At 70.3% G+C, this 22,354-nt stretch carries 16 protein-coding genes and 1 pseudogene; 11 read left to right on the top strand and 6 right to left on the bottom strand.

Annotation, left to right across the window (positions count from 1 at the left end):
* The 4 genes from QK440_RS37025 to QK440_RS37010 form a co-directional block, all read left to right on the top strand.
* Positions 1 to 1,335 (top strand): ATP-binding protein (locus tag QK440_RS37025; protein ID WP_282797660.1); only part of this gene is annotated, 1,335 nt, incomplete at its 5' end.
* Between the two features lie 73 nt (positions 1,336 to 1,408).
* On the top strand, positions 1,409 to 2,092 hold the full coding sequence (locus QK440_RS37020) for a response regulator (RefSeq protein WP_282797659.1): 684 nt from the start codon (positions 1,409 to 1,411) through the stop codon (positions 2,090 to 2,092).
* A gap of 118 nt (positions 2,093 to 2,210) precedes the next feature.
* On the top strand, positions 2,211 to 2,609 hold the full coding sequence (locus tag QK440_RS37015; RefSeq protein ID WP_190139790.1) for an OB-fold nucleic acid binding domain-containing protein: 399 nt from the start codon (positions 2,211 to 2,213) through the stop codon (positions 2,607 to 2,609).
* A gap of 120 nt (positions 2,610 to 2,729) precedes the next feature.
* Complete coding sequence (locus tag QK440_RS37010) at positions 2,730 to 3,392, top strand: DUF3159 domain-containing protein (protein WP_282797661.1); 663 nt, start codon at positions 2,730 to 2,732, stop codon at positions 3,390 to 3,392.
* A 122-nt stretch (positions 3,393 to 3,514) separates the two neighbouring features.
* On the opposite strand, the gene QK440_RS37005 is transcribed toward QK440_RS37010, so the two are convergent.
* The 4 genes from QK440_RS37005 to QK440_RS36990 form a co-directional block, all read right to left on the bottom strand.
* On the bottom strand, positions 3,515 to 4,180 hold the full coding sequence (locus QK440_RS37005; RefSeq protein WP_190139791.1) for a TrkA family potassium uptake protein: 666 nt from the start codon (positions 4,178 to 4,180) through the stop codon (positions 3,515 to 3,517).
* The gene (locus QK440_RS37000) at positions 4,180 to 4,848 is read right to left on the bottom strand and encodes a TrkA family potassium uptake protein (RefSeq protein ID WP_190139792.1); all 669 of its coding nucleotides are present in this window, start codon (positions 4,846 to 4,848) and stop codon (positions 4,180 to 4,182) included. The genes QK440_RS37005 and QK440_RS37000 overlap by 1 nt, the downstream gene beginning before the upstream one ends.
* A gap of 232 nt (positions 4,849 to 5,080) precedes the next feature.
* Complete coding sequence (locus QK440_RS36995) at positions 5,081 to 5,320, bottom strand: hypothetical protein (RefSeq protein ID WP_282797658.1); 240 nt, start codon at positions 5,318 to 5,320, stop codon at positions 5,081 to 5,083.
* Complete coding sequence (locus QK440_RS36990) at positions 5,317 to 5,652, bottom strand: winged helix-turn-helix domain-containing protein (RefSeq protein WP_190139794.1); 336 nt, start codon at positions 5,650 to 5,652, stop codon at positions 5,317 to 5,319. Before QK440_RS36990 ends, QK440_RS36995 begins: the two co-directional genes overlap by 4 nt.
* Before the next feature lie 190 nt (positions 5,653 to 5,842).
* On the opposite strand from QK440_RS36990, the gene QK440_RS36985 reads away from it, so the two are divergent.
* The 7 genes from QK440_RS36985 to QK440_RS36955 all read left to right on the top strand — a co-directional run bounded on the left by QK440_RS36985 (position 5,843) and on the right by QK440_RS36955 (position 20,253).
* On the top strand, positions 5,843 to 8,158 hold the full coding sequence (locus QK440_RS36985) for an MMPL family transporter (protein ID WP_282797657.1): 2,316 nt from the start codon (positions 5,843 to 5,845) through the stop codon (positions 8,156 to 8,158).
* Between the two features lie 296 nt (positions 8,159 to 8,454).
* Complete coding sequence (locus QK440_RS36980; RefSeq protein ID WP_282797656.1) at positions 8,455 to 10,506, top strand: APC family permease; 2,052 nt, start codon at positions 8,455 to 8,457, stop codon at positions 10,504 to 10,506.
* Between the two features lie 199 nt (positions 10,507 to 10,705).
* Complete coding sequence (locus QK440_RS36975) at positions 10,706 to 12,037, top strand: class I SAM-dependent RNA methyltransferase (RefSeq protein WP_282797655.1); 1,332 nt, start codon at positions 10,706 to 10,708, stop codon at positions 12,035 to 12,037.
* 762 nt (positions 12,038 to 12,799) lie between these two features.
* Complete coding sequence (locus tag QK440_RS36970; protein ID WP_282797654.1) at positions 12,800 to 15,730, top strand: putative dsRNA-binding protein; 2,931 nt, start codon at positions 12,800 to 12,802, stop codon at positions 15,728 to 15,730.
* 106 nt (positions 15,731 to 15,836) lie between these two features.
* A complete protein-coding gene (locus QK440_RS36965) occupies positions 15,837 to 18,407 on the top strand; it encodes a competence protein CoiA family protein (RefSeq protein WP_282797653.1) in 2,571 nt (856 codons plus the stop codon).
* Positions 18,408 to 19,315: 908 nt separating this feature from the next.
* On the top strand, positions 19,316 to 19,522 hold the full coding sequence (locus tag QK440_RS36960) for a hypothetical protein (protein ID WP_282797652.1): 207 nt from the start codon (positions 19,316 to 19,318) through the stop codon (positions 19,520 to 19,522).
* Entirely contained in the window at positions 19,513 to 20,253 is a 741-nt protein-coding gene (locus QK440_RS36955) for a hypothetical protein (protein WP_282797651.1), read from the top strand. Before QK440_RS36960 ends, QK440_RS36955 begins: the two co-directional genes overlap by 10 nt.
* 842 nt (positions 20,254 to 21,095) lie before the next feature.
* Here QK440_RS36955 and QK440_RS36950 read toward each other — a convergent pair.
* Both QK440_RS36950 and QK440_RS36945 read right to left on the bottom strand, forming a co-directional pair.
* A pseudogene (locus QK440_RS36950) lies at positions 21,096 to 21,765 on the bottom strand (nucleotidyl transferase AbiEii/AbiGii toxin family protein).
* A gap of 5 nt (positions 21,766 to 21,770) precedes the next feature.
* Positions 21,771 to 22,163 carry a hypothetical protein gene (locus QK440_RS36945; RefSeq protein ID WP_282797650.1) on the bottom strand — a complete coding sequence of 131 codons (393 nt, stop codon included), beginning with the start codon at positions 22,161 to 22,163 and terminating at the stop codon, positions 21,771 to 21,773.
* Positions 22,164 to 22,354: the final 191 nt, after the last annotated feature.

Below are 22,354 nucleotides of genomic sequence, written 5' to 3'. Positions count from 1 at the left end.
GGGCTCGCCAACGACATGCTGCTGTTCCTGACCCTGACGGTCGCGGCGGCCCTGCTCGGCGGCATGCTCCCGGCGCTGGCCTCCGCCGCCTTCGGCTCCCTGCTGCTGAACTACCACTTCGCCCCGCCGCTGCACCGGTGGACGATCTCCGACTCGAAGAACATCGTCGCGATCGCCGTCTTCGTCTCCGTCGCGATCGCCGTCGCCTCCGTGGTGGACCTCGCCGCGCGCCGCACCCACCAGGCGGCCCGGCTGCGCGCCGAGTCGGAGATCCTCTCCCACCTCGCGGGCAGTGTGCTGCGCGGCGAGAACAGCCTCGGTTCCCTCCTGGAGACCGTCCGCGAGACCTTCGGCATGGAGTCGGTGGCCCTCCTGGAGCGCGAGCACGACCTCGCGCCCTGGACGTGCGCGGCCGGCGTCGGCAGCCGCGCGCACGTCGAGCGCCCCGAGGACGCCGACGTCGACGTGCCCGTCGGCGACCACATGGCGCTCGCCCTGTCCGGCCGGGTGCTGCCCGCCGAGGACCGCCGCGTGCTCGCCGCGTTCGCCGCGCAGGCCGCCGTCGTCCTGGACCGCCAGCGCCTCCAGACCGAGGCCGACCAGGCCCGCACCCTCGCCGAGGGCAACCGCATCCGCACCGCCCTGCTCGCCGCCGTCAGCCACGACCTGCGCACCCCGCTGGCCGGGATCAAGGCCGCGGTCACCTCGCTGCGCTCCGAGGACGTGGAGTGGTCCGTGGAGGACCAGGCCGAGCTGCTCGAAGGCATCGAGGCGGGCGCCGACCGGCTCGACCACCTCGTCGGTAACCTCCTGGACATGTCCCGCCTGCAGACCGGCACGGTCGCGCCGCTGATCCGCGAGATCGACCTCGACGAGGTGGTGCCGATGGCGCTCGGCGGCGTACCGGACGGCAGCGTGGACCTCGACGTGCCGGAGAACCTGCCGATGGTGGCCGTCGACAAGGGCCTCTTGGAGCGGGCCGTCGCCAATGTCGTCGAGAACGCCGTCAAGTACGCCCCCGAGCGCACCCCCGTCCTGGTGTCGGCGAGCGCCCTGGGGGATCAGGTGCAGGTGCGCGTCGTGGACCGCGGCCCCGGCGTCCCCGACGACGCCAAGGAGCGCATCTTCGAGCCGTTCCAGCGCTACGGTGACGCTCCACGGGGCAGCGGGGTCGGCCTCGGCCTCGCCGTCGCCCGCGGCTTCGTGGAGTCCATGGGCGGCACCCTCAACGCCGAGGACACCCCCGGCGGCGGCCTCACGATGGTGCTGACGCTGAAGGCGGCGGGCGGCCGCCCGGCCGCCGTGCCCGGCCTGAGGGCCACCACGGCCCCGTGACGCAGGCCCCGGCCGCGTCCGTGGCACCGACCGCCGCACCAGCGGCGCTGACAAGCCCGAAAGGCAGGTAGGAATGACCCGGGTGCTCGTGGTCGACGACGAGCCGCAGATCGTCCGCGCCCTCGTGATCAACCTGAAGGCACGCAAGTACGAGGTGGACGCCGCGCCGGACGGCGCGACCGCCCTCCAGCTCGCGGCCGCCCGCCACCCCGACGTGATCGTGCTCGACCTCGGTCTGCCCGACATGGACGGCGTGGAGGTCATCAAGGGCCTGCGCGGCTGGACGCGCGTCCCCATCCTGGTCCTGTCCGCCCGGCACAGCTCGGACGAGAAGGTCGAGGCCCTGGACGCGGGCGCCGACGACTACGTGACCAAGCCCTTCGGCATGGACGAGCTGCTCGCCCGGCTCCGGGCCGCGGTGCGCCGCGCGGAGCCCGTCGGCGCGGGCGAGGACGACGTGACGATCGAGACCGCCGACTTCACGGTCGACCTCGCCGCGAAGAAGGTCAACCGGGGCGGGCGCGACGTGCGGCTCACGCCCACCGAGTGGCACCTCCTGGAGGTGCTCGTCCGCAACGCGGGCCGGCTGGTGAGCCAGAAGCAGCTCCTCCAAGAGGTGTGGGGCCCCTCCTACGGCACGGAGACCAACTACCTGCGCGTGTACATGGCGCAGCTGCGGCGCAAGCTGGAGGCGGACCCCGCGCAACCCCGGCACTTCATCACGGAGCCGGGGATGGGCTACCGCTTCGAGAAGTAGGGCCCGAGGGCGCCGAGGCCCCGTGCCGAGGGCCCCCGCGCAGGGGGTGGCCACCCCGCGCACAGGGGGCGGGCACCGGCATTGCCGGGGTGTCGGGGCGCACCGGTAGGCTCAAGGTATGAGTGCTGTTCCTGGACCCGACAAGCCCGCGGGCCGTTTCCGGCGCATGCTCGACCGGCTGTCGTCCTCCCAGCAGGACTTGGACTCCCAGGAGCTGCGCGAGGACGCCGAGACGGCGGGCTGCACCCGCATCGGCGACTGCCACGACCGTCAGATCGTCACGGTTACTGGTACGTTGCGCACGGTCACTCTACGGCCGCGCGCCGGCGTGCCCGCTCTGGAGGCGGAGCTGTTCGACGGCTCCGCCGCGCTCGACGTGGTCTGGCTCGGCAGGCGCTCCATCGTCGGCATCGAGCCGGGCCGCCGTCTGATCGCGTCGGGACGGATCTCCATAGACCGCGGTCGCAGAGTGCTCTTCAACCCCAAGTACGAACTCAGACCGCTCGGACGGGAGTAGCCGGTGACGTCAGTCGACAAGCCGACCGACCAGGGCCCGGGGGGCGCGCGCCCTCGGAGCCCCCAGCACGCGCAGAACTCCCAGGACGCCCGGGACTCCCAGGACGCCGACACCAGGGCGCTGACGCAGGCCGCCCTCTTCGACGCCTTCGGCGGCATCCGCGGCACGGTCGAGACGATGGTCCCGGGCCTGCTGTTCGTGTTGATCTACACGATCAACAAGGACCTGCACATGTCGGCGATCGCGGCCCTGGCCGTGGCGCTGGTCCTGGTCGTGGTCCGCCTGGTGCGCCGCGACACGGTCAAGCACGCCTTCAGCGGTGTCTTCGGCGTCGCGTTCGGCGTGGCCTTCGCGATGTTCACGGGCAACGCCAAGGACTTCTACCTGCCGGGGATGATCTACGGCGTGGGCCTCGGCACCGCGTTCTTCGTCTCGGCCCTGGTGGGCTACCCGCTGCTCGGCCTGCTGCTCGGGCCGGTGTTCCGCGAGAACCTCTCCTGGCGCACGCGCAACCCCGGCCGCAAGAAGGCGTACACGAAGGCGTCCCTGGCCTGGGGCCTGATCTTCCTCGGCAAGTACGCGATCCTCTTCCCGCTGTACTGGTGGGGGGACACCGCGCAGCTCGGCTGGGTCCTGATCGCCCTGAAGCTGCCGCCGATGGTCCTCGCGGTGTACTTCACCTGGATCTTCCTGGCCAAGGCGCCGCCGCCGATCGACGTGTTCGCCGAGATGGAGGCGGAGGAGAAGGCCGAGGCGGCACGCCGGGCCCAGCCGGAGGCCTGAGGCCCGGCCGGAGGCGTGAGGCCCGGCCCGGGACCCGGCCGCGGGCTTCGCACGCACAGGTGGGGGCGGACAGGATGTCCTGTCCGCCCCCACCTGTTGCTTCTCCCCGCTGTCTCCCCCGGCTAGTCCCGCCGGGCCGACAGGAGGTCCTCCAACTGCTCCTCGCGGGCCTGCGCGGCCACGAAGAGCAGTTCGTCGCCCGCCTCCAGCGAGTCGTCCGGGGTCGGCGTGAGGACGCGCGTACCGCGGATGATCGTGACGAGGGACGTGTCCTCGGGCCACTGGACGTCGCCGACGCGGGTGCCCGCGAGGGCCGACTCCGGCGGCAGCGTCAGCTCGACCAGGTTGGCGTCGCCGTGGCTGAAGCGCAGCAGGCGTACCAGGTCGCCGACGCTCACCGCCTCCTCGACGAGGGCGGACATCAGGCGCGGCGTGGAGACCGCGACGTCGACGCCCCAGGACTCGTTGAAGAGCCACTCGTTCTTGGGGTTGTTGACGCGGGCGACGACGCGGGGGACGCCGTACTCGGTCTTGGCGAGGAGCGAGACGACCAGGTTCACCTTGTCGTCGCCCGTCGCGGCGATGACGACGTTGCAGCGCTGGAGCGCCGCCTCGTCGAGCGAGGTGATCTCGCAGGCGTCGGCGAGCAGCCACTCGGCCTGCGGGACGCGCTCGACGGAGATGGCCGTCGGCGCCTTGTCGACGAGCAGCACCTCGTGCCCGTTCTCCAGGAGCTCACCGGCGATGGAACGGCCCACCGCGCCCGCTCCGGCAATGGCGACCCTCATCACTGACCGCCTTCCTCGGGGCCCTCGGCGAACGCCGCCTCGACCTTCTCGACCTCGTCGGTGCGCATCATCACGTGCACCAGGTCGCCCTCCTGCAACACCGTCTGGGAGGTCGGCAGGACCGCCTCGCCGAGCCGGGTGAGGAAGGCGACGCGCACGCCGGTCTCCTCCTGGAGGCGGCTGACCTTGTGGCCGATCCAGGAGGGCGAGGTGTGCACCTCGGCGAGCTGGACGCCCCCGGTGGGGTCGCGCCACAGCGGCTCCGCGCCGGAGGGCAGCAGGCGCCGCAGCATCTGGTCGGCGGTCCAGCGGACCGTGGCGACCGTGGGGATGCCCAGGCGCTGGTAGACCTCGGCGCGGCGCGGGTCGTAGATACGGGCCGCGACGTTCTCGATGCCGAACATCTCGCGGGCCACCCGGGCGGCGATGATGTTCGAGTTGTCGCCGCTGGAGACGGCGGCGAAGGCGCCCGCGTCCTCGATGCCAGCTTCGCGCAGGGTGTCCTGGTCGAAGCCGACGCCGGTCACGCGGCGGCCGCCGAAGCCGGAGCCCAGACGGCGGAAGGCAGTGGGGTCCTGGTCGACCACGGCGACCGTGTGCCCCTGCTGTTCCAGGGTCTGCGCGAGAGCGGAGCCCACTCTTCCGCAGCCCATGATGACGATGTGCACGTCGCTACCCCGCGCTCCTCATGGCCCACTTGACCTGCGTGAATGCCTTACTCATGACTCTCTTTCGGCGCGCCTGCGCGGCGCGGCGGCGCAGCCCGCCCTGCGGTTGGCGGTGCGGGGTGCTCTCGGCTGTCCCGGTCGGTGTCCCGGTGCGTTTGCAGAGTCCACGGTAACGGCTTTCGCGCCCGGCCCGGAGCCCGAGGGGCGGCTGCGGCCCGGCGCGGGTCCCGTGCTAGTCGACGGCGCGCAGCAGGGTCTCCATGGCCTTGACGCGCAGGTTCAGCTCGGTGAGCTGGAGGCGCACGGACTCGGCCTCGGAACGGGACGCCTCGACGACCTGGCGGTAGCCCTCCATCGCCTCCGCGTAGGCGCGGTCGCGCTCGCGGCCGCGCTGCGTCTGGAAGTACGAGACGGCGACGATCGCACCGGCAAGGATGACGAAGAAGGCGATCGGAATGATCGCGTCGCTCATTGGGGCGTCCCCTCAGAAGAGTGCTGTCCGGCCTCGCTCGCCCCGTCCTGCTGGGCAGCAGCAAGAATCGTATCGACGTTCAACCGCACGTCAAACGGCGCGAGTTCGAAGTACTTGAGGGCCTTGCCGGCGTCGGAGAGCTCCAGGCGGCCGACCACGAGCCCGGCCTTCTCCAGGCGCTCCAGGTGCATGTACAGCAGGGGGCGGGAGACGCCGAGGCGCCGGGCCAGTTCGCTGACGTACATGGGGCCCGGGGCGAGCTCCGTGATGATCCGGATGCGCTGCGCGTGCCCCACCGCCGAGAGGAGGGCAAGCAGCTCCTCGCTGTTCATGGCCCGCCTCTGTGCCGTCCCGATACCTGTCAGCCAAGGCTTACGCACGCTGTGAAGCACTGTCAAACCCTCCGTCGTGCCGGAGTTTTCCATTCCAACCTGACAGTTGACGCCTTCACCCTTCACCTGTAAGTCTGAAGTTACATGTGAAGGACGGGAAGGGGTAGACGTGGACACGAGGGGGCCGGACATGAGGGAACGGGGATCCGGAGGGCCCGACGGGGGCCGGCGGTCGGTCACCGTGCGGGTGGCCCGCTGGAGCGCGCTGCACCCCTGGCGGGCGATCGTCGGCTGGTTCGTCTTCGTCGTGCTGTGCCTCGGCGCCGGCATCACGGCCGGGATGAACAGCGCGACCTCGGAGGACTTCCAGGTCGGCGAGGCCGGGCGCGCCGAGGCCATGGCCACCGAGGGCGACCTCCAGATCAAGCCCCTCGAACAGATCCTGATCAGCGCCAGGGACGGCCGCCTTGACGAGCGCGCGGCCGACGCCGCCGTGCGGGACGTCACCCGGCGGATGCGGGCGCTGCCCGAGGTCGACGAGGTGGGCGCGCCCGTCCGCGCGAGGAACGGCGACGTGCTGCGCGTGCCCGTGACGCTGAAGGGCCCGGAGCAGGAGGGCAAGAAGAACGTCGTCCCGCTCCAGGAGGCGACCGAGAAGGCCAGGAAGGCCCACCCGGAGGTGGTGATCGAGGAGACCGGCGCCGCCTCGGTCAGCAAGGGCGTGAACGACCAGCGCGGCAAGGACCTGGCGTTCTCCGAGATGATCACGCTGCCGGTCACGCTTGTCACGCTGGCCCTGGTGTTCGGCTCGGTGCTCATGGTCGGCGTGCCGCTGCTGCTCGCGATCACCTCGATCATGGCGACCATGGGCCTGGCCATGCTGGCCTCGCACCTGCTGCCCGACACCGGTGTCGGGATGAACATGATCCTGCTCATCGGCATGGCCGTCGGCGTCGACTACACGCTCTTCTACCTCAAGCGCGAGCGCGAGGAGCGGGCCCGCGGCGGCGGCCGCCTGTCGGCCGGGGCGCTCGTGGAGACCGCCGCCGCGACGGCCGGCCGCGCCATCGTCGTCTCCGGACTCGCCGTGATCGTCTCCACCGCCGCGCTCTACCTGGCGGGCGACGTGATCTTCGACTCGCTCGCCACCGGCACCATCCTCGTCGTGGCCGTCGCCGTGGTCAGCTCCGTGACCGCGCTGCCCGCCATGCTGGTCAAGCTGGGGCAGCGCGCCGAGCGCCGGGCCGCCCGGCGCCGCGAGCGCGGCAAGCCCGTGAAGCCGTACGCGGAGAAGGAGCCGGGCCGGGTCTGGAACGTGCTCCTGGCCCCCGCCCGCAAGCGCCCCGCCCTCACCCTGTGCCTCGCGGTCCTCGCGCTGGTCGGCCTCTCCCTGCCGGCCCTCGACATGAAGCTGAAGGACCCCGCCCGGGACAGCTTCTCCCGCGAGATCCCGGCGATGCAGGGCTACGACCGGCTGCTCGCGGCCTACCCCGACCTGCGCCTGCGCTTCCTGGTCGTGGCGCGCTCCACGCCCGAGCGGTCCGGCGACGTGGTCCGCGCCCTGCGCGCCCTGCACGACGAGGCCACGGCCGACCCGCTCTTCGCCGACCGCGCCGAACCGCAGATCAAGACCTCCGCTGACCGGCGCATCAGCACCCTGGACCTCGGCGCCCGGCACGCCACGTACTCCGAGGAGGCGGCCCGCACCCTGGACCACCTGCGCGACGACCACCTGCCCGCGACCCTCGGCAGGCTCGACGGCGTCGAGACGGCCGTCAGCGGCGACGTGCCGCGCGGCATCGACTACGTCGACCACCAGAACGACAAGCTGCCGCTGGTCCTCGGGGCGCTGCTGCTGCTGACCTTCGCGATGACCGTCTACGCCTTCCGGTCCGTCGTGCTCGGCCTGCTCGGCGTCGCCCTCAACCTCCTGTCCGCCGCGTCCGCGCTGGGCCTGCTCGTCCTCGTCTTCCAGGGCGAGTGGGCGGAGGACCTGCTGTCCTTCGTGTCACTGCACGGGATCTCCTCCCGCGTGCCGCTGTTCCTCCTCGTGATCCTCTTCGGGCTCTCGATGGACTACCAGGTGTTCGTGGTCAGCCGGATCCGCGAGGCGGCCCTGAACGGGGTGCCGACGCGCAAGGCCGTCATCGACGGCATCGCCTCCTCGGCGAAGGTCGTCACGAGCGCGGCGATCGTCATGGTCACCGTCTTCGCCAGCTTCGTGATGCTGCACATCCTGGAGATGAAGCAGATGGGCTTCGTGCTGGCGGTGGCCGTCCTGGTGGACGCGTTCGTGATCCGCGTCATGATCCTGCCGGCGGCACTGCTCCTCCTCGGCCGCGCCACGTGGTGGCCGTCGAAGGCCGTACGGCGGGCCGAGGAGCGGATCGCCCGCGGGTACGGGGCGCCGGCGGACGCCGGTGGGGACACCGAGGGCGACGCGGAGGGCGACCTCGGCGGGGTGCGGCCGCCGACGGCGTGGACCGGGGCGCGAGCGGGGCGCTGAGGGCGCTTCGGCGGACGGTCGGTCCGGGTGGTCCGGTCGGGCGGTCCGGGCAGACCGGCGGTCGGACCAGCGGACGGTCAGTCCGGCGGCCCGGGCGGCCCGGGTGCCCGGACGGTCGGCTGGCCGGTCGGGTGGCGCGGGGTCATGCGCGCCGCCCGGGCCGGTCGCGCGCCGCCCGGACCGACCGCTCACCGGGTCCGCGTCTTGAACATCTCTTTAACCTTTCGGCAGAAGCTCTTGACAACTCGCAGGTACTGGGTGGGCGGCACCCTTTCCGACCGCTTACGATCCTCTGCGTGTCCAAACTGACCGACGTGCCCAAACGGATCCTCATCGGGCGCGCACTGCGCAGCGACAGGCTCGGAGAAACGCTCCTGCCGAAGCGCATCGCCCTCCCCGTGTTCGCGTCCGACCCGCTGTCCTCCGTCGCGTACGCGCCCGGCGAGGTGCTGCTCGTCCTGTCCATCGCGGGCGCGTCGGCGTACCACTACAGCCCCTGGATCGCCGTCGCGGTCGTCGTGCTGATGTTCACCGTCGTCGCCTCGTACCGGCAGAACGTGCACGCGTACCCGAGCGGCGGCGGCGACTACGAGGTCGCCAACACCAACCTCGGCCCCAAGGCGGGCCTGACCGTCGCGAGCGCCCTGCTCGTCGACTACGTCCTCACCGTGGCCGTGTCGATCTCCTCGGGCATCGAGAACCTGGGCTCCGCGATCCCCTTCGTGGTCGAGCACAAGGTGCTGTGCGCGGTCGCGGTGATCGTGCTCCTCACGCTCATGAACCTGCGCGGCGTGAAGGAGTCCGGCAAGCTCTTCGCGATCCCGACCTACGTGTTCGTCGTCGGCGTCTTCCTCATGATCGCCTGGGGCGCCTTCCGCGGCTTCGTCCTCGACGACACCATGAAGGCCCCGACCGCCGACTTCGAGATCGAGGCCGAGCACCAGGGCATCGCCGGTTTCGCCCTCGTCTTCCTGCTGCTGCGCGCCTTCTCCTCCGGATGTGCCGCGCTCACCGGCGTCGAGGCCATCAGCAACGGCGTGCCCGCCTTCCGCAAGCCCAAGTCGCGGAACGCGGCCACCACGCTCGCGCTCATGGGCGGTCTCGCCGTCACCATGTTCTGCGGCATCATCGGCCTCGCCATGGCGACCAACGTCCACATGGCCGAGAACCCCGCCAAGGACCTCATCGAGAACGGCTCCCCGGTCGGCGGCGACTACGTCCAGAACCCGGTGATCTCCCAGGTCGCCGAGGCGGTGTTCGGCGACGGCAGCTTCCTGTTCATCGTCCTGGCCGCGGCCACCGCGCTCGTGCTCTTCCTCGCCGCGAACACCGCGTACAACGGCTTCCCGCTGCTCGGCTCGATCCTCGCGCAGGACCGCTACCTGCCGCGCCAGCTCCACACCCGCGGCGACCGCCTGGCCTTCTCCAACGGCATCGTGCTCCTCGCGGGTGCGGCGGCGCTGCTCGTCTTCGTCTACGGCGCGGACTCCACCCGCCTGATCCAGCTCTACATCGTCGGCGTCTTCGTCTCCTTCACCCTCAGCCAGATCGGCATGGTCCGGCACTGGAACCGCCACCTGGCCGCCGAGCAGGACCCGGCCAAGCGCCGCCACATGGTCCGCTCGCGCGCGATCAACACCTTCGGCGCGTTCTTCACCGGCCTGGTCCTGATCGTCGTCCTGGTCACGAAGTTCACCCACGGCGCCTGGGTCGCGCTGCTCGGCATGGTCATCTTCTACGCGACGATGACCGCGATCCGCCGCCACTACGACCGCGTCGCCGAGGAGATCGCAGCCCCCGAGGGGCCCTCCGACGACAGCGTCCGCCCCTCCCGGGTCCACTCCATCGTCCTCGTCTCCAAGATTCACAAGCCGACGCTGCGCGCCCTCGCGTACGCCAAGCTGATGCGCACCGACACCCTGGAGGCGCTCAGCGTCAACGTCGACCCGGCCGAGACCAAGGCGCTGCGCGCCGAGTGGGAGCGCCGCGGCATCGCCGTACCGCTGAAGGTCCTCGACTCCCCGTACCGGGAGATCACCCGCCCGGTGATCGAGTACGTGAAGTCGCTGCGCCGGGAGAGCCCGCGCGACGCGGTGAGCGTGATCATCCCCGAGTACGTGGTCGGCCACTGGTACGAGCACCTCCTGCACAACCAGAGCGCGCTGCGCCTCAAGGGCCGGCTGCTCTTCACGCCCGGCGTGATGGTCACCTCCGTGCCCTACCAGCTCGAGTCCTCCGAGGCCGCGAAGCGGCGGGCCCGCAGGCGCCAGGAGTGGAACGCGCCGGGTTCGGTGCGGCGCGGCCCGGTGGAGAAGCAGCGGACGAAGGAGAGGGGCCCCAAGGGCTGAGGCCCTTGCCGGCGGCTTGTGGAGCGCGGGTGCCTGTTCCCCGCGCGGGCCGCGCTGGGAGCTACTCGCCGGTACGGTACGGGGGGCGGAGGGTCTCCTCCTGGTGAGCGGCAGCCCGCCACCCACGTAAACTGGTGGGCTGTCGTCCGGCGGCCCCAGGCCGTCCGTCCCCCCTCTTACGTTGCGGAGTCACCCCACCATGCAGGCAGAACCGAAGAACTCGCTGGTGGGGGAGGAGTACGAGGTCGAGGTCGGCCCCGTGGCCCACGGCGGTCACTGCATCGCCCGTACGCCCGAGGGCCGGGTCCTCTTCGTCCGCCACACCCTGCCCGGCGAGAGGATCGTCGCCCGCGTCACCGAGGGCGACGAGACCTCGCGCTTCCTGCGGGCGGACGCGGTGACGGTGCTCGAACCGTCCAAGGACCGCGTCGAGGCGCCCTGCCCGTACGCGGGCCCCGGCCGCTGCGGCGGCTGCGACTGGCAGCACGCCAAGCCGGGCGCGCAGCGCCGTCTGAAGGCCGAGGTCCTCACCGAGCAGTTGCAGCGGCTCGCGGGCCTGACGCCCGAGGAGGCGGGCTGGGACGGCACGGTGATGCCGGCCGAGGGCGACAAGGTCCCGGCGGGCGAGGTGCCGTCGTGGCGGACCCGCGTCCAGTACGCGGTGGACCCCGACACCGGCCGCGCGGGCCTGCGCCGCCACCGCTCGCACGAGGTCCAGCCGATCGACCACTGCATGATCGCGGCGGAGGGCGTCAGCGAGCTGGGCGTGGAACGGCGCGACTGGTCGGGCATGGAGACGGTGGAGGCCATCGCGGCGACGGGTTCGCAGGACCGCCAGGTGGTCCTGACCCCGCGCCCCGGCGCCCGCCTGCCCCTGGTGGAACTGGACCGGCCGGTCTCCGTCCTGCGTGTGGACGAGAAGGACGGCGGCGTCCACCGCGTCCACGGCCGCCCCTTCGTCCGCGAGCGCGCCGACGGCCGTACGTACCGCGTCGGCAACGGCGGCTTCTGGCAGGTCCACCCGAAGGCGGCGGACACCCTGGTGACGGCGGTCATGCAGGGCCTGCTCCCGCGCAAGGGCGAGACGGCGCTGGACCTCTACTGCGGCGTCGGCCTCTTCGCGGGCGCGATCGCGGACCGCGTCGGCGACGAGGGGGCCGTGCTCGGCATCGAGTCGGGCAAGCGCGCGGTCGAGGACGCCCGCCACAACCTGGCCGCGTTCGACCGCGTCCGCGTCGAGCAGGGCAAGGTCGAGGCGGTCCTCCCGCGCACGGGCATCACGGAGGTGGACCTCATCGTCCTGGACCCGCCCCGCGCCGGAGCGGGCCGAGCGACGGTACGCCACCTCGCGGACCTCGGCGCCCGCCGCATCGCCTACGTAGCCTGCGACCCGGCCGCCCTGGCCCGAGACCTGGGCTACTTCCGCGAGGGCGGCTACCGGGTGCGGACGCTGCGGGCGTTCGATCTGTTTCCTATGACGCAGCATGTTGAGTGCGTTGCCATCCTTGAACCGGCAGCAAAGGGCTCCTGACCTGCGGGCTCTCCCGTGCGCATTAGGTGCGGTGTGGGCGTTACGGGCGATGTCTTGACGCTGAACTGACGCTCGCGACGCTCATTTGACGCTCGTTCTGATAGGGGCCAGGCGCCTTGTCGGGCAGGTCAGGCCCTGTCAAGGTGGCGAGCATCGATGGGGCGCCGAGGGCAGGCGACGCTGAGCGTAGACCTACTGAGTCGTGCTGATCAGATGTCCCGGAAGAGACCAGCCAGCGCTGTGACCTGAAGCGATTTCCCATCACGGAGCGCTAACCTGCAAAAATGGCCTTTCGGGTGTTTCACGCCCGTGCCCGTTGATGCAGCCGGAAGTCTTAGAAAAGTCCCAGGGGACTCCTACGGTCCGCGGCCACTCTTTCGGCTCTATGCAGCTTGTGCAGGCGCCACGTGATGCCGATCAGCCGTAATCACCACAGCCGGAGCTCTCCTTCGGTTCTCCCGCGCGCCCACGGGCCGTTCTCCTGCCCCTGGCGGACCGCGCGGCCCGCCACCTCATGCTGCGAGTCACACGGAACGATCCGTGTCGAGTGAACCCTCCCCGAACCTGCGCCCGGCGGCATACGCTGGCCAGCCAGTGCCGCCGTGATCACCGGGAGCCCCGGGAGACGCGGCGGGAGGAAGGACAGCAGGACCGGGGGCAGGCCGCCGCCCGTACGCAAGCACCGGGACAGCGCACCGACGCCGCCCGGGAGAGCGCGTGCTGTGGCCGGGCAGGGCCGCGTCACCCGGCAAGGGGAGGGCCATGAACCGCTGGGTCGGCATCGTGTCGCTGCGCGAGACCGCGCCGCCGACACCCGTGCACCGCATTGCGCTCGCCATCGACGCCGCGCGGAACCGGACGTCGTACCAACTGGCCGACCAGACGGTGCCGTACGAGCGGATGCGGTCTGCGCTACGCACGCTCGGTCAGGAGCACGCGCGCCACCATGAGTGGGAGCGGTACGCGTACTGCATCGACCTGGCCGGAGACTTCTTCGACGGCGGCCACCCCCCAACGGGACTGCCCTCCTGGCTCACCAACGAACTCCAGAACCTCCTGGACGGCAGGTCCGGCACACCGCCGACTGGCGCGCGGAGGGTGCAGGAGGCCCCTCGGCGCACCGTCTCGCGTGCTGCCCACCAGCGCCCGACGTCCACCCGCCGGGGCCGGACCACACCGCTCGAAGTCGCCCGCCCGGCCCGGCCCGCGCGGTCAGCCCACCACGCGGCCGGGCAGCGTCCGTCGCCCGAGCCAGTCCGGCCTAACTCCCGCGCCGAACGGCGACTCGACGTCCACGACGTCACTCACCCGGCGCTGTGCGAGCCGCCCGTGTCGCTGGTGGGCACCTACGGGCAAGAGGTCTGCGAGGCCGTGGGGAAGGCCGTGCGCGGATGGGACGCCGACGCCGAGGTCACCGCCTGGCTCGGCCTGGCCGCCGAACACCGCAGTCACCTCTACGAGAGCCACCACGCCGACCAGGTCACACCGCACGTGCTCGGCCTGCTCGACCGGCTCGGCGCCACCGCGCTCGACGTGATCCTGCTCGACGCCTACGTGCGACGGGCGACCCCTCGGAAGGTGGGCGAACAGTCGAGCGAACACGCCCGGCGACGCGCCGCCGCCGACCTCGCGCTCGGCGCCTGGGCCACCAAGCAGGGCCTGGTGCGCATGGGCACAGGGGAGGGGCAGCAACCCGCCAGATCCGTCTTCGAAGGAGCGGCCCGGCAGATCCTCGGCGTACTCAGCCTCTGTGGCGAGCACGAGATCGCCCGTAGACTGGTCGCCTCCGTGTGGCCCGACCTCGACCGCCCGTCCGCGGAGACGGGAACCGATCCCGTCACCCTGGCGCAAACGGCCTTCCACAAGGAAGGACTGACCTACGACTACGACGAAGAAGGCCCAGACCACCGCAAAGTCTTCCGCGCCACCCTCCGCACCGGAACCGGCCGCACGGCACAGGGCACCGGCCAGTCCAAGAAGGCGGCGCGGGCAGCGGCGGCACGAGCAATGCTCGACGCATACCCGCATGTGGCCGCCTCGGCGGGCGTCGAGCGGAAGGCAGCCCCCGCGACCCCGCCAGCCGCGTCGCCGCTGCCCTACGCGCAGCCGGGCAGCCGGCACAGAGACGTCGTGAGCGACCTGGCGGCCATGTTCGAGCTCGGCCATCGCGCGGACGCGCTCCTCGCCCAGGCTCTCACTCATGCCTCCTGGGCCCACGAGAACCAGGCGGCGGTTACCGCCGCACACCAGCGCGACAACCACCTCCTCGCCCACTACGGCTCGCACGTGATGAACCACCTCGCCGCCCACATCCGCGTCCGCCAGGCCCTCGCACATAGCCTCACCCCCGACGAGGACGAGGCGCGCATCCTTACCGTCTCTGACGACGACACCGCCAGGCTCGGTGCGACCCTCCAGCTCGCGGAAGGGATGCTGACGAGCCGTGGTGAGAGCGGACAGAGCCGCCCAGCGGTGTCGGACACCACCCAGGCCGTCGTCGGCGCGGCCTGGCGCATCCACGGGCCTCGGCTGCTTAGGCGCCGGCCCGCCATCCTCGACGACTGGCTGACCGGCCTGGAACACCAGCACGACCCGGTGACCATCCTTGCCACCATGGCCACCACATACGGCATCGACCACGTGTACACGTACGACGTCTCGGGGCCAGACCACCTGAAGAGCTTCGCCGCCAAAATCAGGCTCCAGGACGCTCAGGGCCGGGTCCACCAGTGGACCGAGCGTCTGCCCGGAACCCCCGGAAAGTCGGAGGCAAAGAAGGCGGCCGCCGAGGCCGTCCTCGACATCCTTGCCACTCCCGTCAAGGGTGCCGTCGACGATCTTTCCACCCCCGAACGGGACCTGCTTGTCTTCCTCCTGCGGGCCCAGCTCGACGGCCTTGGTCGGCCGACGGAACGGCAGCGCGCCCGGATGCTCGCCCGCGGCGACCTCGGCACCGACCTCCTCACCACCGGCGATACCGAGGCGTTTCTTGCCTGGACAGAACGCATCCGCCTCCTGCTTGAGCCGGACGGCCCGGCCGTACAGGACGCGCTGCGCGAGCTTTACCGGAAGGTCCTTGACGACACGCGAATCGGGCCCGGCTCGCTCCTGCGTCGCGTGGCCGCAGACCCCGGCCCCGACGCCGCGAGCGTGATCCGGCGAAACGCGGCGGACGCCGTACGGCGAGCGCTGAGCAGCGGGTCGCAGGCCGCTTCGGTCCGCGACGTCGTGCAGGACTGGTGGCGCGACCAGGCCCCGTCCACCGGCGTCACGGTCCGCGATGACATGCGTCAGGAGGTCTTCCGCCCGCTTCCCGTCCACCTCGGCGCACTGGACGAGGCCCTGACGTGGTGCGGCGAAGCCGCCGAGGCGGCCGACACCCGCATCGACGTCGAGTTGACGGTTCGGGACGGCACGCTGCACGTCTGGCTCGGCCTTGACAAGGTGGACGTCCGGGCGGCCTGCGACGTTTTCGCCCGCCTGCTATCCCACACCCTTCCGTTCACCGACTGCCTAGTCGGTGACGACCATGTGCTGCTGCGCCTGCACGGCGATCTTGAGACGGCTCCCCTCCATCCCCTGGCCACAGCGGGCATGGATGCCTACGTCTCCGTGCCGCTTGATCGGGGGAGGCCCCCCAGGGAAGTCACCGACGGGCCAATAGGAGCACAGGACGTGCAGCCGTACTCGTGAGCACGCTCCGCGAGCCCGCCACTCGGCGAACCCAACTCGCCGAGTTTCGCTCCAAGCGCGCACCACGATCAACCCGAAGCAGTGACCCATCGCCCCGGAGCGTGTCGTGAAAGCATTCGCCGACGAGGAAGACACCCGCAAGGTCCAGACTGCCGTCATCGGGCGGGCCGGATCCGACACGCCCGTCTTCCTCCCGTACGACCACGACGAGTTCGACCTCTTCATGCGAGGCCGCTCACGCGACGACTTCTACTGCGGCACCCTCCTCGGGGGCTGCGGCAAGAAGCTCAGCGCCAAGCGCTACACCGAGAAGAAGTGCCACTTCGCCCACCGCCCGCCCGTCCACTGCCGTCGCACCGCGAACGGCGAGTCCAGCGCCGACCACCTCTACATCGGCCAAGCCCTGACCCGATGGCTCGCCCAGCAGAACCACCGGGAGGCCAAGGCTTCGTACCGGACCGTCGGGGACAGGCCGGGCGGGACTGTGGACTTCCGACTGTCCGGCGGGCGGCATCTCATACGCGTACAGATGGCCCGGCTGGGGCTGCACCCGTGGCGACAGGAGGCGGAGAAACTCGCCAGGCGCGCCGACCGCGTCGAGTGGCTCTTCGGCCCGGACAGCATGCTGGCCTACGACTGGGTGGAGTCCCATGGGTATGCCATCCGTGTCGAGTGCCGGACCGTCGGTGTCACGCGTCAGGTGTGGATCGGAACCCAGCTGCCTGGCAACACCGTCGAATGGACCACGCTGGAGGAGTGCTCCCTGACCTCTCAGGGGATCGTCACCCCGAGTTTGGTGCCTACCGCCCAGGGCATCGTGCCGCATGGGTCGGCCGAAGCGGCGGCATCCACCACGCCCCCGCTCTCCTTTCAGCTGGCAGATGACACCGTGGCGTTCACCGGGGCCGTGGCGAGGACCGACGTGCACTCGCTCACGGGCACACCGGGAGCCGTCTACGACGCGGACATCCAGCCTCTTGGCTCGGCTGTCACCCGGGCCCGAATCGTCCTTTCTCACGCTTCGACGCCCCCCAACCCTTCGAAGGTGTACCTCCTCCGGGGGCGGGTGACCCTGGCGCCGGCCGCGGGTACCACGACGGACACGCCTGAGTGGCTTCTCACCGCAGCTCAAACGCGACGCCTCGACGCCCGGGAGGCGGCAGCCTGGAACGGCCTCAAGCCAGCCCAGCCGGTGCCTGCAGGCACCATCCGCCCGCTCGAGCCGCACGCGCTTCCGCGTCCAGGGTTCGACGACCGAGACATCGTGGCTTCCTTCCGGGAGACTTTGGAACAGACCGCCCGCATACACGGCCGGATTACATGGGCCGAACTCGTCGGCTCTGCGAAGGCGAAGCTCCAGCAGTTCACCTCGGAGCACCGGCTCAAGCTACTCATCGCGCTCGATTTCCCTCGCGCCCAGGACAAGCCGGTACTGTCCTCCCTCCTCAGGACGGAGGACGGTGAGGTCCCGTCATTCTTTGCCGCTTTACTTGCCGGGCTCGGCTGGGCATCCAGCCTTCCAGAGAACCAGATTCGCCGTATCAACGAGATGGAACGGCGGCGTGCCTACGAACTCTTCGGCGACGGCCCCGTCACCGCCTCGCCTGCCTGCCAGGTAGCCCCCCGGCTCCAGCCACAGCAACCAAGCAGCCGGTCACAGGCCGCGGCCAGACTGATTTCGCCGACAGGTCTCCCGACGCTCCAGCTCATGCTCGCCGTACGCGAGCACCTCAAGGCGCGAGCGAGGAACGGAGCCGACGACATCACGTGGCGGGAGCTCTCGGCGAACACTGGTTTCGACTTCGCGGCGCTCTCGGACGAGCGGCGCGCCAACATCCTGTTCCGTGTGGACGAGCCCCTCAGGGACCACGGCCTCATGTACGCGGCACTCGTCGTGACAGACGACGGCAAGCCGCTGCCGTACTTACCTGCGATCCTCCAGCGTCATGGGCGCCCAGTCCCGGGCCTCCAGAGCGAAGCTCATCAGGCCAGGCGGCTGGAGGCGGGCCGCATCCGCGACGCGTACGCGAGCAGCGCCAGCCGGTCGAGGAGCACGGAGACGGAACCCGCCGCGGCCGCTGCTTCCGCCGCGATGTCACAAGTCTCTTCCCGCCCCGAACCTTCCGCCGCAGCGGCCCCCGCTCCCGCTGGGCGCCCCCTCGATGCCTCTACGGCGGCGGTTGTGGGAACACTTGCCGGGCTGCGATGGCGATTCGACCACGCCCGGCAGGCCGGTGACATCACCGAGGCCAAACGCGTCTGGCAGGCGGCGGGCAAACTGTACGGTACGAAGCTGTCTGCCGAGCAGCAGGCCGAGTATCGCCCCCACCTGCGCGACATGAGCGAGTGGGTGCACGAGCGCGAGAACGAGAACGTCCAGATGGACCTTCGTCGGCTGCTCGACGACCTCATGCGGCGACGGGGGCCCGCCGCCCGCGACGCTGTTCGTGACGGCCTTGCCCGTGCGAAGGAACTCAAGAGGAAGCACCACGGCAAGCTCCCTCAGGACCTCCAGGACGCACATCACGTCTGCGAGGAGCGACTCGCCCAGATGCTCGCTCTGTCGTCTGGTGATGACGCCAGTACTTCTACTTCGGAGGTGGAGGCCGATCTTCGGCCCCGACAGGATCGAGGACTTCGACACTGCGTAACGAGTAACCGGAACAGCGGTGGGTAGTCGATATGGAGTCCACAACGCATCGCGGGCGCCACGCCCATACTCTGTGGATCAGGCTGACCATCTGGCCGCGGCGGGGATTGAGCTGAGGAACTGCTGGCAGCTGTCCACGGCTTGCTTGGGCCTGACGCAAAGGTCTTGGAGTGCGGAGAGCCGGGGCACTCATCGGGGCATGTGTGTCTGGCGACTTCCGATGAGATCGGCCTGTCCGCGCTGACCGAGAAGTTCAGCGGCCGGTGCGGTCTCGCCATGAGCGGGCGCGTCGATCCCGCGGTGACCGCGCGGAACGGGCTGCCACTCCTCCTTCTCTTCGGGGAGCGGCTGATCGGGATGAGGGCGTGGGCGTACGTCGACCGGTGGATCGGATGCGGTGCGACGCGTATCAGCGAGGGCATACGGCCCGTCGTGGTCGTCGCCGAAGAACCCCCACTATCGAAGAAGTTCGAGCACTACTACCTGGTCTCCCGGAAACACGCCCGATCCTCGGTCATCCAGGTGCTCGGAGACTGGCCGGCATACCGGACGACCGCGGCATGCAGAAGCCGAGAACGGTGTCGAGTGTTGGGCCGGGCAGGGCCTCCTCAATCAAGAGGAGCGTACCGCTGGGTAGTCAAACCACCACGAGTGTGTCGGTGTTGCAGAATGGACGGCCTGGGCTCGCTGAGGCTTGAGGGGGACCAGTGGCGCTGGTCCACGTGCACGGAATCGGCAATCGTGGAGCGGAGAACGAGGCACAGGCGGAATTGCGCAACAGCTGGTTTCGGCTCGAGTTGATGCCAGCGGAGGGCTGTCGGTCGCCCGAGGCGCCGATCCTGAATCCGCGTTGGGTCGCGGAGTTGCCGCCGCCAGCTTGGAACTGGGCGAGCTTGGGCCTCGACGGCATCGAGTCCCTAGGCGTCGACAGGTAGGTGGGTGACCACTCGATCACGGAGATCGTCGACGGGGTGATGGCGACGGCACCGGAAGTCGCCGAGGGGCGCGTGCTGGTGACGGCTGCGCGGGCTTCGCTGTTGTGGGCTCTGGAGTTGCTGGCAGCATCGGTGGAGGCGCGGTCGCCCGCGGAGCGGGACGCGGCGGTGGCATTCTGCGCTCGGACGGCGGTCTATTGGGCGTAGAAACCAGCGACGGCCGGCGCGGCGACGGCATCAAGTTCTTCGCGTGGCTTGGCAAGGTCGAGGCCGATGACGATTTCCTGGATCGCCTGGAGCAAGAACTCGACGCCTGGCAGCAAGAGCACGAGGAAAGCGGCGGGCAGGAGGACGTACCGGACGAGTTGGAAAGGTTCGGCGCCGTGCAAATGCCCCGGCCCCTACGGACGGCCGTGCGGCGGATCAACGCCACGCTCAAGAAGACCGTCGCTGGCCGTATGATGGCGGTAAGCTGGTGCTTCATGCCGAAGGACGCACTGTTGTGCGCGGACATCGCCGCGTATCTCGCCGGGCGCGGCAGCGCCAAAGAGCCGGGCACTGGAGGAGAACCCTCGCCTGCTGACCGGCGAGGCCCATCTCGCCCCGCTCCGGGCCATCTTGAGGTTTATCGACCTTCTGCACGAGGCCGGTGTCGACGGGATCATCCGACCGTCCTGCCCTCGCTGTCACCGGGTGGTCCGCATCGAAAGCCACTCGACGGGCAGCGGGTCTGCCGCAACTGTATCGCCAAGTCCCGACTCGAAGAATGCGTACGCTGCGGAGCCCGGCGCGAGCCGGCCACCCGCGACGACCAGGAGCGACCGCTGTGTCCGAACTGCCTGGTCACCGACCCCGCGAACGTCGAGATCTGCATCAACTGCGGCAAGCGGAAGCGAGTACAGAACTGCACGCCTAACGGTCCTCCCTGCTCCAACTGATATCCCCTGCCTGTTCTTGCCTGCTCGATCTGCGGTCGCACCGCACCTGCCACCCACTCCCGCCTGACCGGCTTGCCTCGCTGCGGCGGCTGCGGCAGACGCCAGGCTCACTGCACCGCATGCGGACGGCTCCGAGGCATCCACTCCGGGACCGCCAAAGCACCGGTCTGCGGCCCCTGTACCGCACCGGATGCCGAGCTCTGGCGCCCATGTCCCACCCACCTGCGGGAAAACGGAACGACTTCGCGCCGCCGGCCCGTGCCCTTGTTGCACTCTCGAGCAACGGCTGCACGAACTTCTCGCCAACGATGCGGGCGGTATACCCCCGAAGCTGCAGGCTCTCAACGACACCCTGGCTGAGATAGAACGAGTCGGCACGGCGGTGCGATGGCTTTCCGGCGGCATCGTCTCCACCGTCGTGTCCGATCTCGGCTCCGGCCGCCGGTCTCTGACGCATGAGGCCCTGGACGAGCTCCCGGTGAGCAAGGTCGTCGAGCACATCCGCAACGTGCTCGTGGCCACCGGCACGCTGCCCCAGCGGGACGAGCAGATGGTCCGCCTGAAACGGCACGTGAACGATCTCGTCACCTCCCACACAACCGCCGGGGGACGGAAAATCCTGCACCGGTACGCAACTTGGCACCTCCTGCGACGGCTTCGCCGACGCCAGCCGCAATTGTCACAGCATCGCGGCTTGCGGCTCCGACAATGCGTACTTCATGGCCCAGGACTCCGCTCGGCTCACTGCAGGGAGGAGCATCACCATAGGCAGCAGAAGCAGGGTGCTGCCGGGGTTCGTAGCCCATCTGGCTGGCTAGAACCGTGTGAGGGTTCGGGCGTGATCAGTCGAGGTCCGGATCATCGGCCTCTTCGAGGAGACGGGCCGCGAGGTCGTGGGCCCACTCCACCGCCCAAGCGCGGAGAGCGGTGATGGTGGCGTCATCGAGGCCGTAGGCGGCGAAGGCTTCGTCGTCGGTCCACTCGGCGCCCGTGAGGTTCGACTGCAGATCCTCGCGCTCGAAGCGGCCGCGGGCGTGGCGGCGGCCGAACTCCTCGAGCTCGGCATTGGTCCAGCGGCGGGAGGCTGCGAACACGTCGATCAGGTCGCGAGGCGCTCCGCGGTCGGCGAGGGCGCGGACCTTGGTCCCGGATCACGTCCTCCTCCGCGAGGACGGGCCCGTACGCGCTCTGGGTGACCGGCCGCCAGAAGATCTCCTTAAGGATGTCGACTTCGCACTCCTGCCCGGTGGCCGGGTCGGTCACGGTGAAGCGGGCGGACAGCGGGGCGGTCTCCAGCGCGTGCACCTTCCAGCCGCGGGCTTCCAGGCCGACGCGGAGCGTGGCCGCGATGTCGGCCATGGGCGCCGGGTTCTCGGTGGCGACATCGAGGTCCTGGCTTGGGCGGTTCACGAGGCGGTGCGCACGCACGGCATATCCACCGGTGAGGACCAGGGGGTACGGGGAGCCGAGCGCGATCACATCCGCCAGGAGCCGCGTGTGCAGCTCCGGCATGTCCGTCACGCGGCGGCCCGGGTGCGGGAGGCGAGATGGGGGAAGGCGTCCTCCCACACGGTGCGCACGGTGCGACCGACGAGGGCGCGCAGCACCGGCCACAGCTGGAGGAGCAGGTCCCGGTTGAGGTACCGGGGCAGGTCATCACGCAGACCCTCGTGCAGGACAGTGCGGTACAGGCCCATGCGCTGGCGAGGTTTGCCCAGGTCGTACGAGGTCATCCCCGACCAGGCCATGTGCAGTGGTAGATCCACGGCCCCCTGGCTCGGGCCGTGCAACTCGTCCAGCGACTCCGGCAGACGCCGCCGGAACTTCTCCCGGTAGAGCGCGAGGTCCTCGGCGACTGCGCCCGAGAGATCGCTCGGTGTGTGTGCGCGATGCTGTGGGCTGGAGGGCATGAGTCCATTATGGCGGCCAGAGCAGTGGCGTGGGTCATGATGAGCGAGCTGGCGTCTGGAGTGAGCGGGACGGAGCCTGCTGGGGGGAGCTGGTCGTGGCAGCTCGGTCTCCCCTAGGTCCTGTCTGATAATTGATCTTGTGGTGGGTCGTGGTGAGTTGACGGATGCGGCATGGGATCGGATTGCGCCCA

It is taken from the genome of Streptomyces sp. CC224B (assembly GCF_030010595.1).
Classification (GTDB): Bacteria; Actinomycetota; Actinomycetes; order Streptomycetales; family Streptomycetaceae; genus Streptomyces; species Streptomyces longispororuber.
The sequence above is the reverse complement of the archived record's forward strand: the minus strand, read 5'-3'. Positions and strand labels throughout refer to the sequence as shown.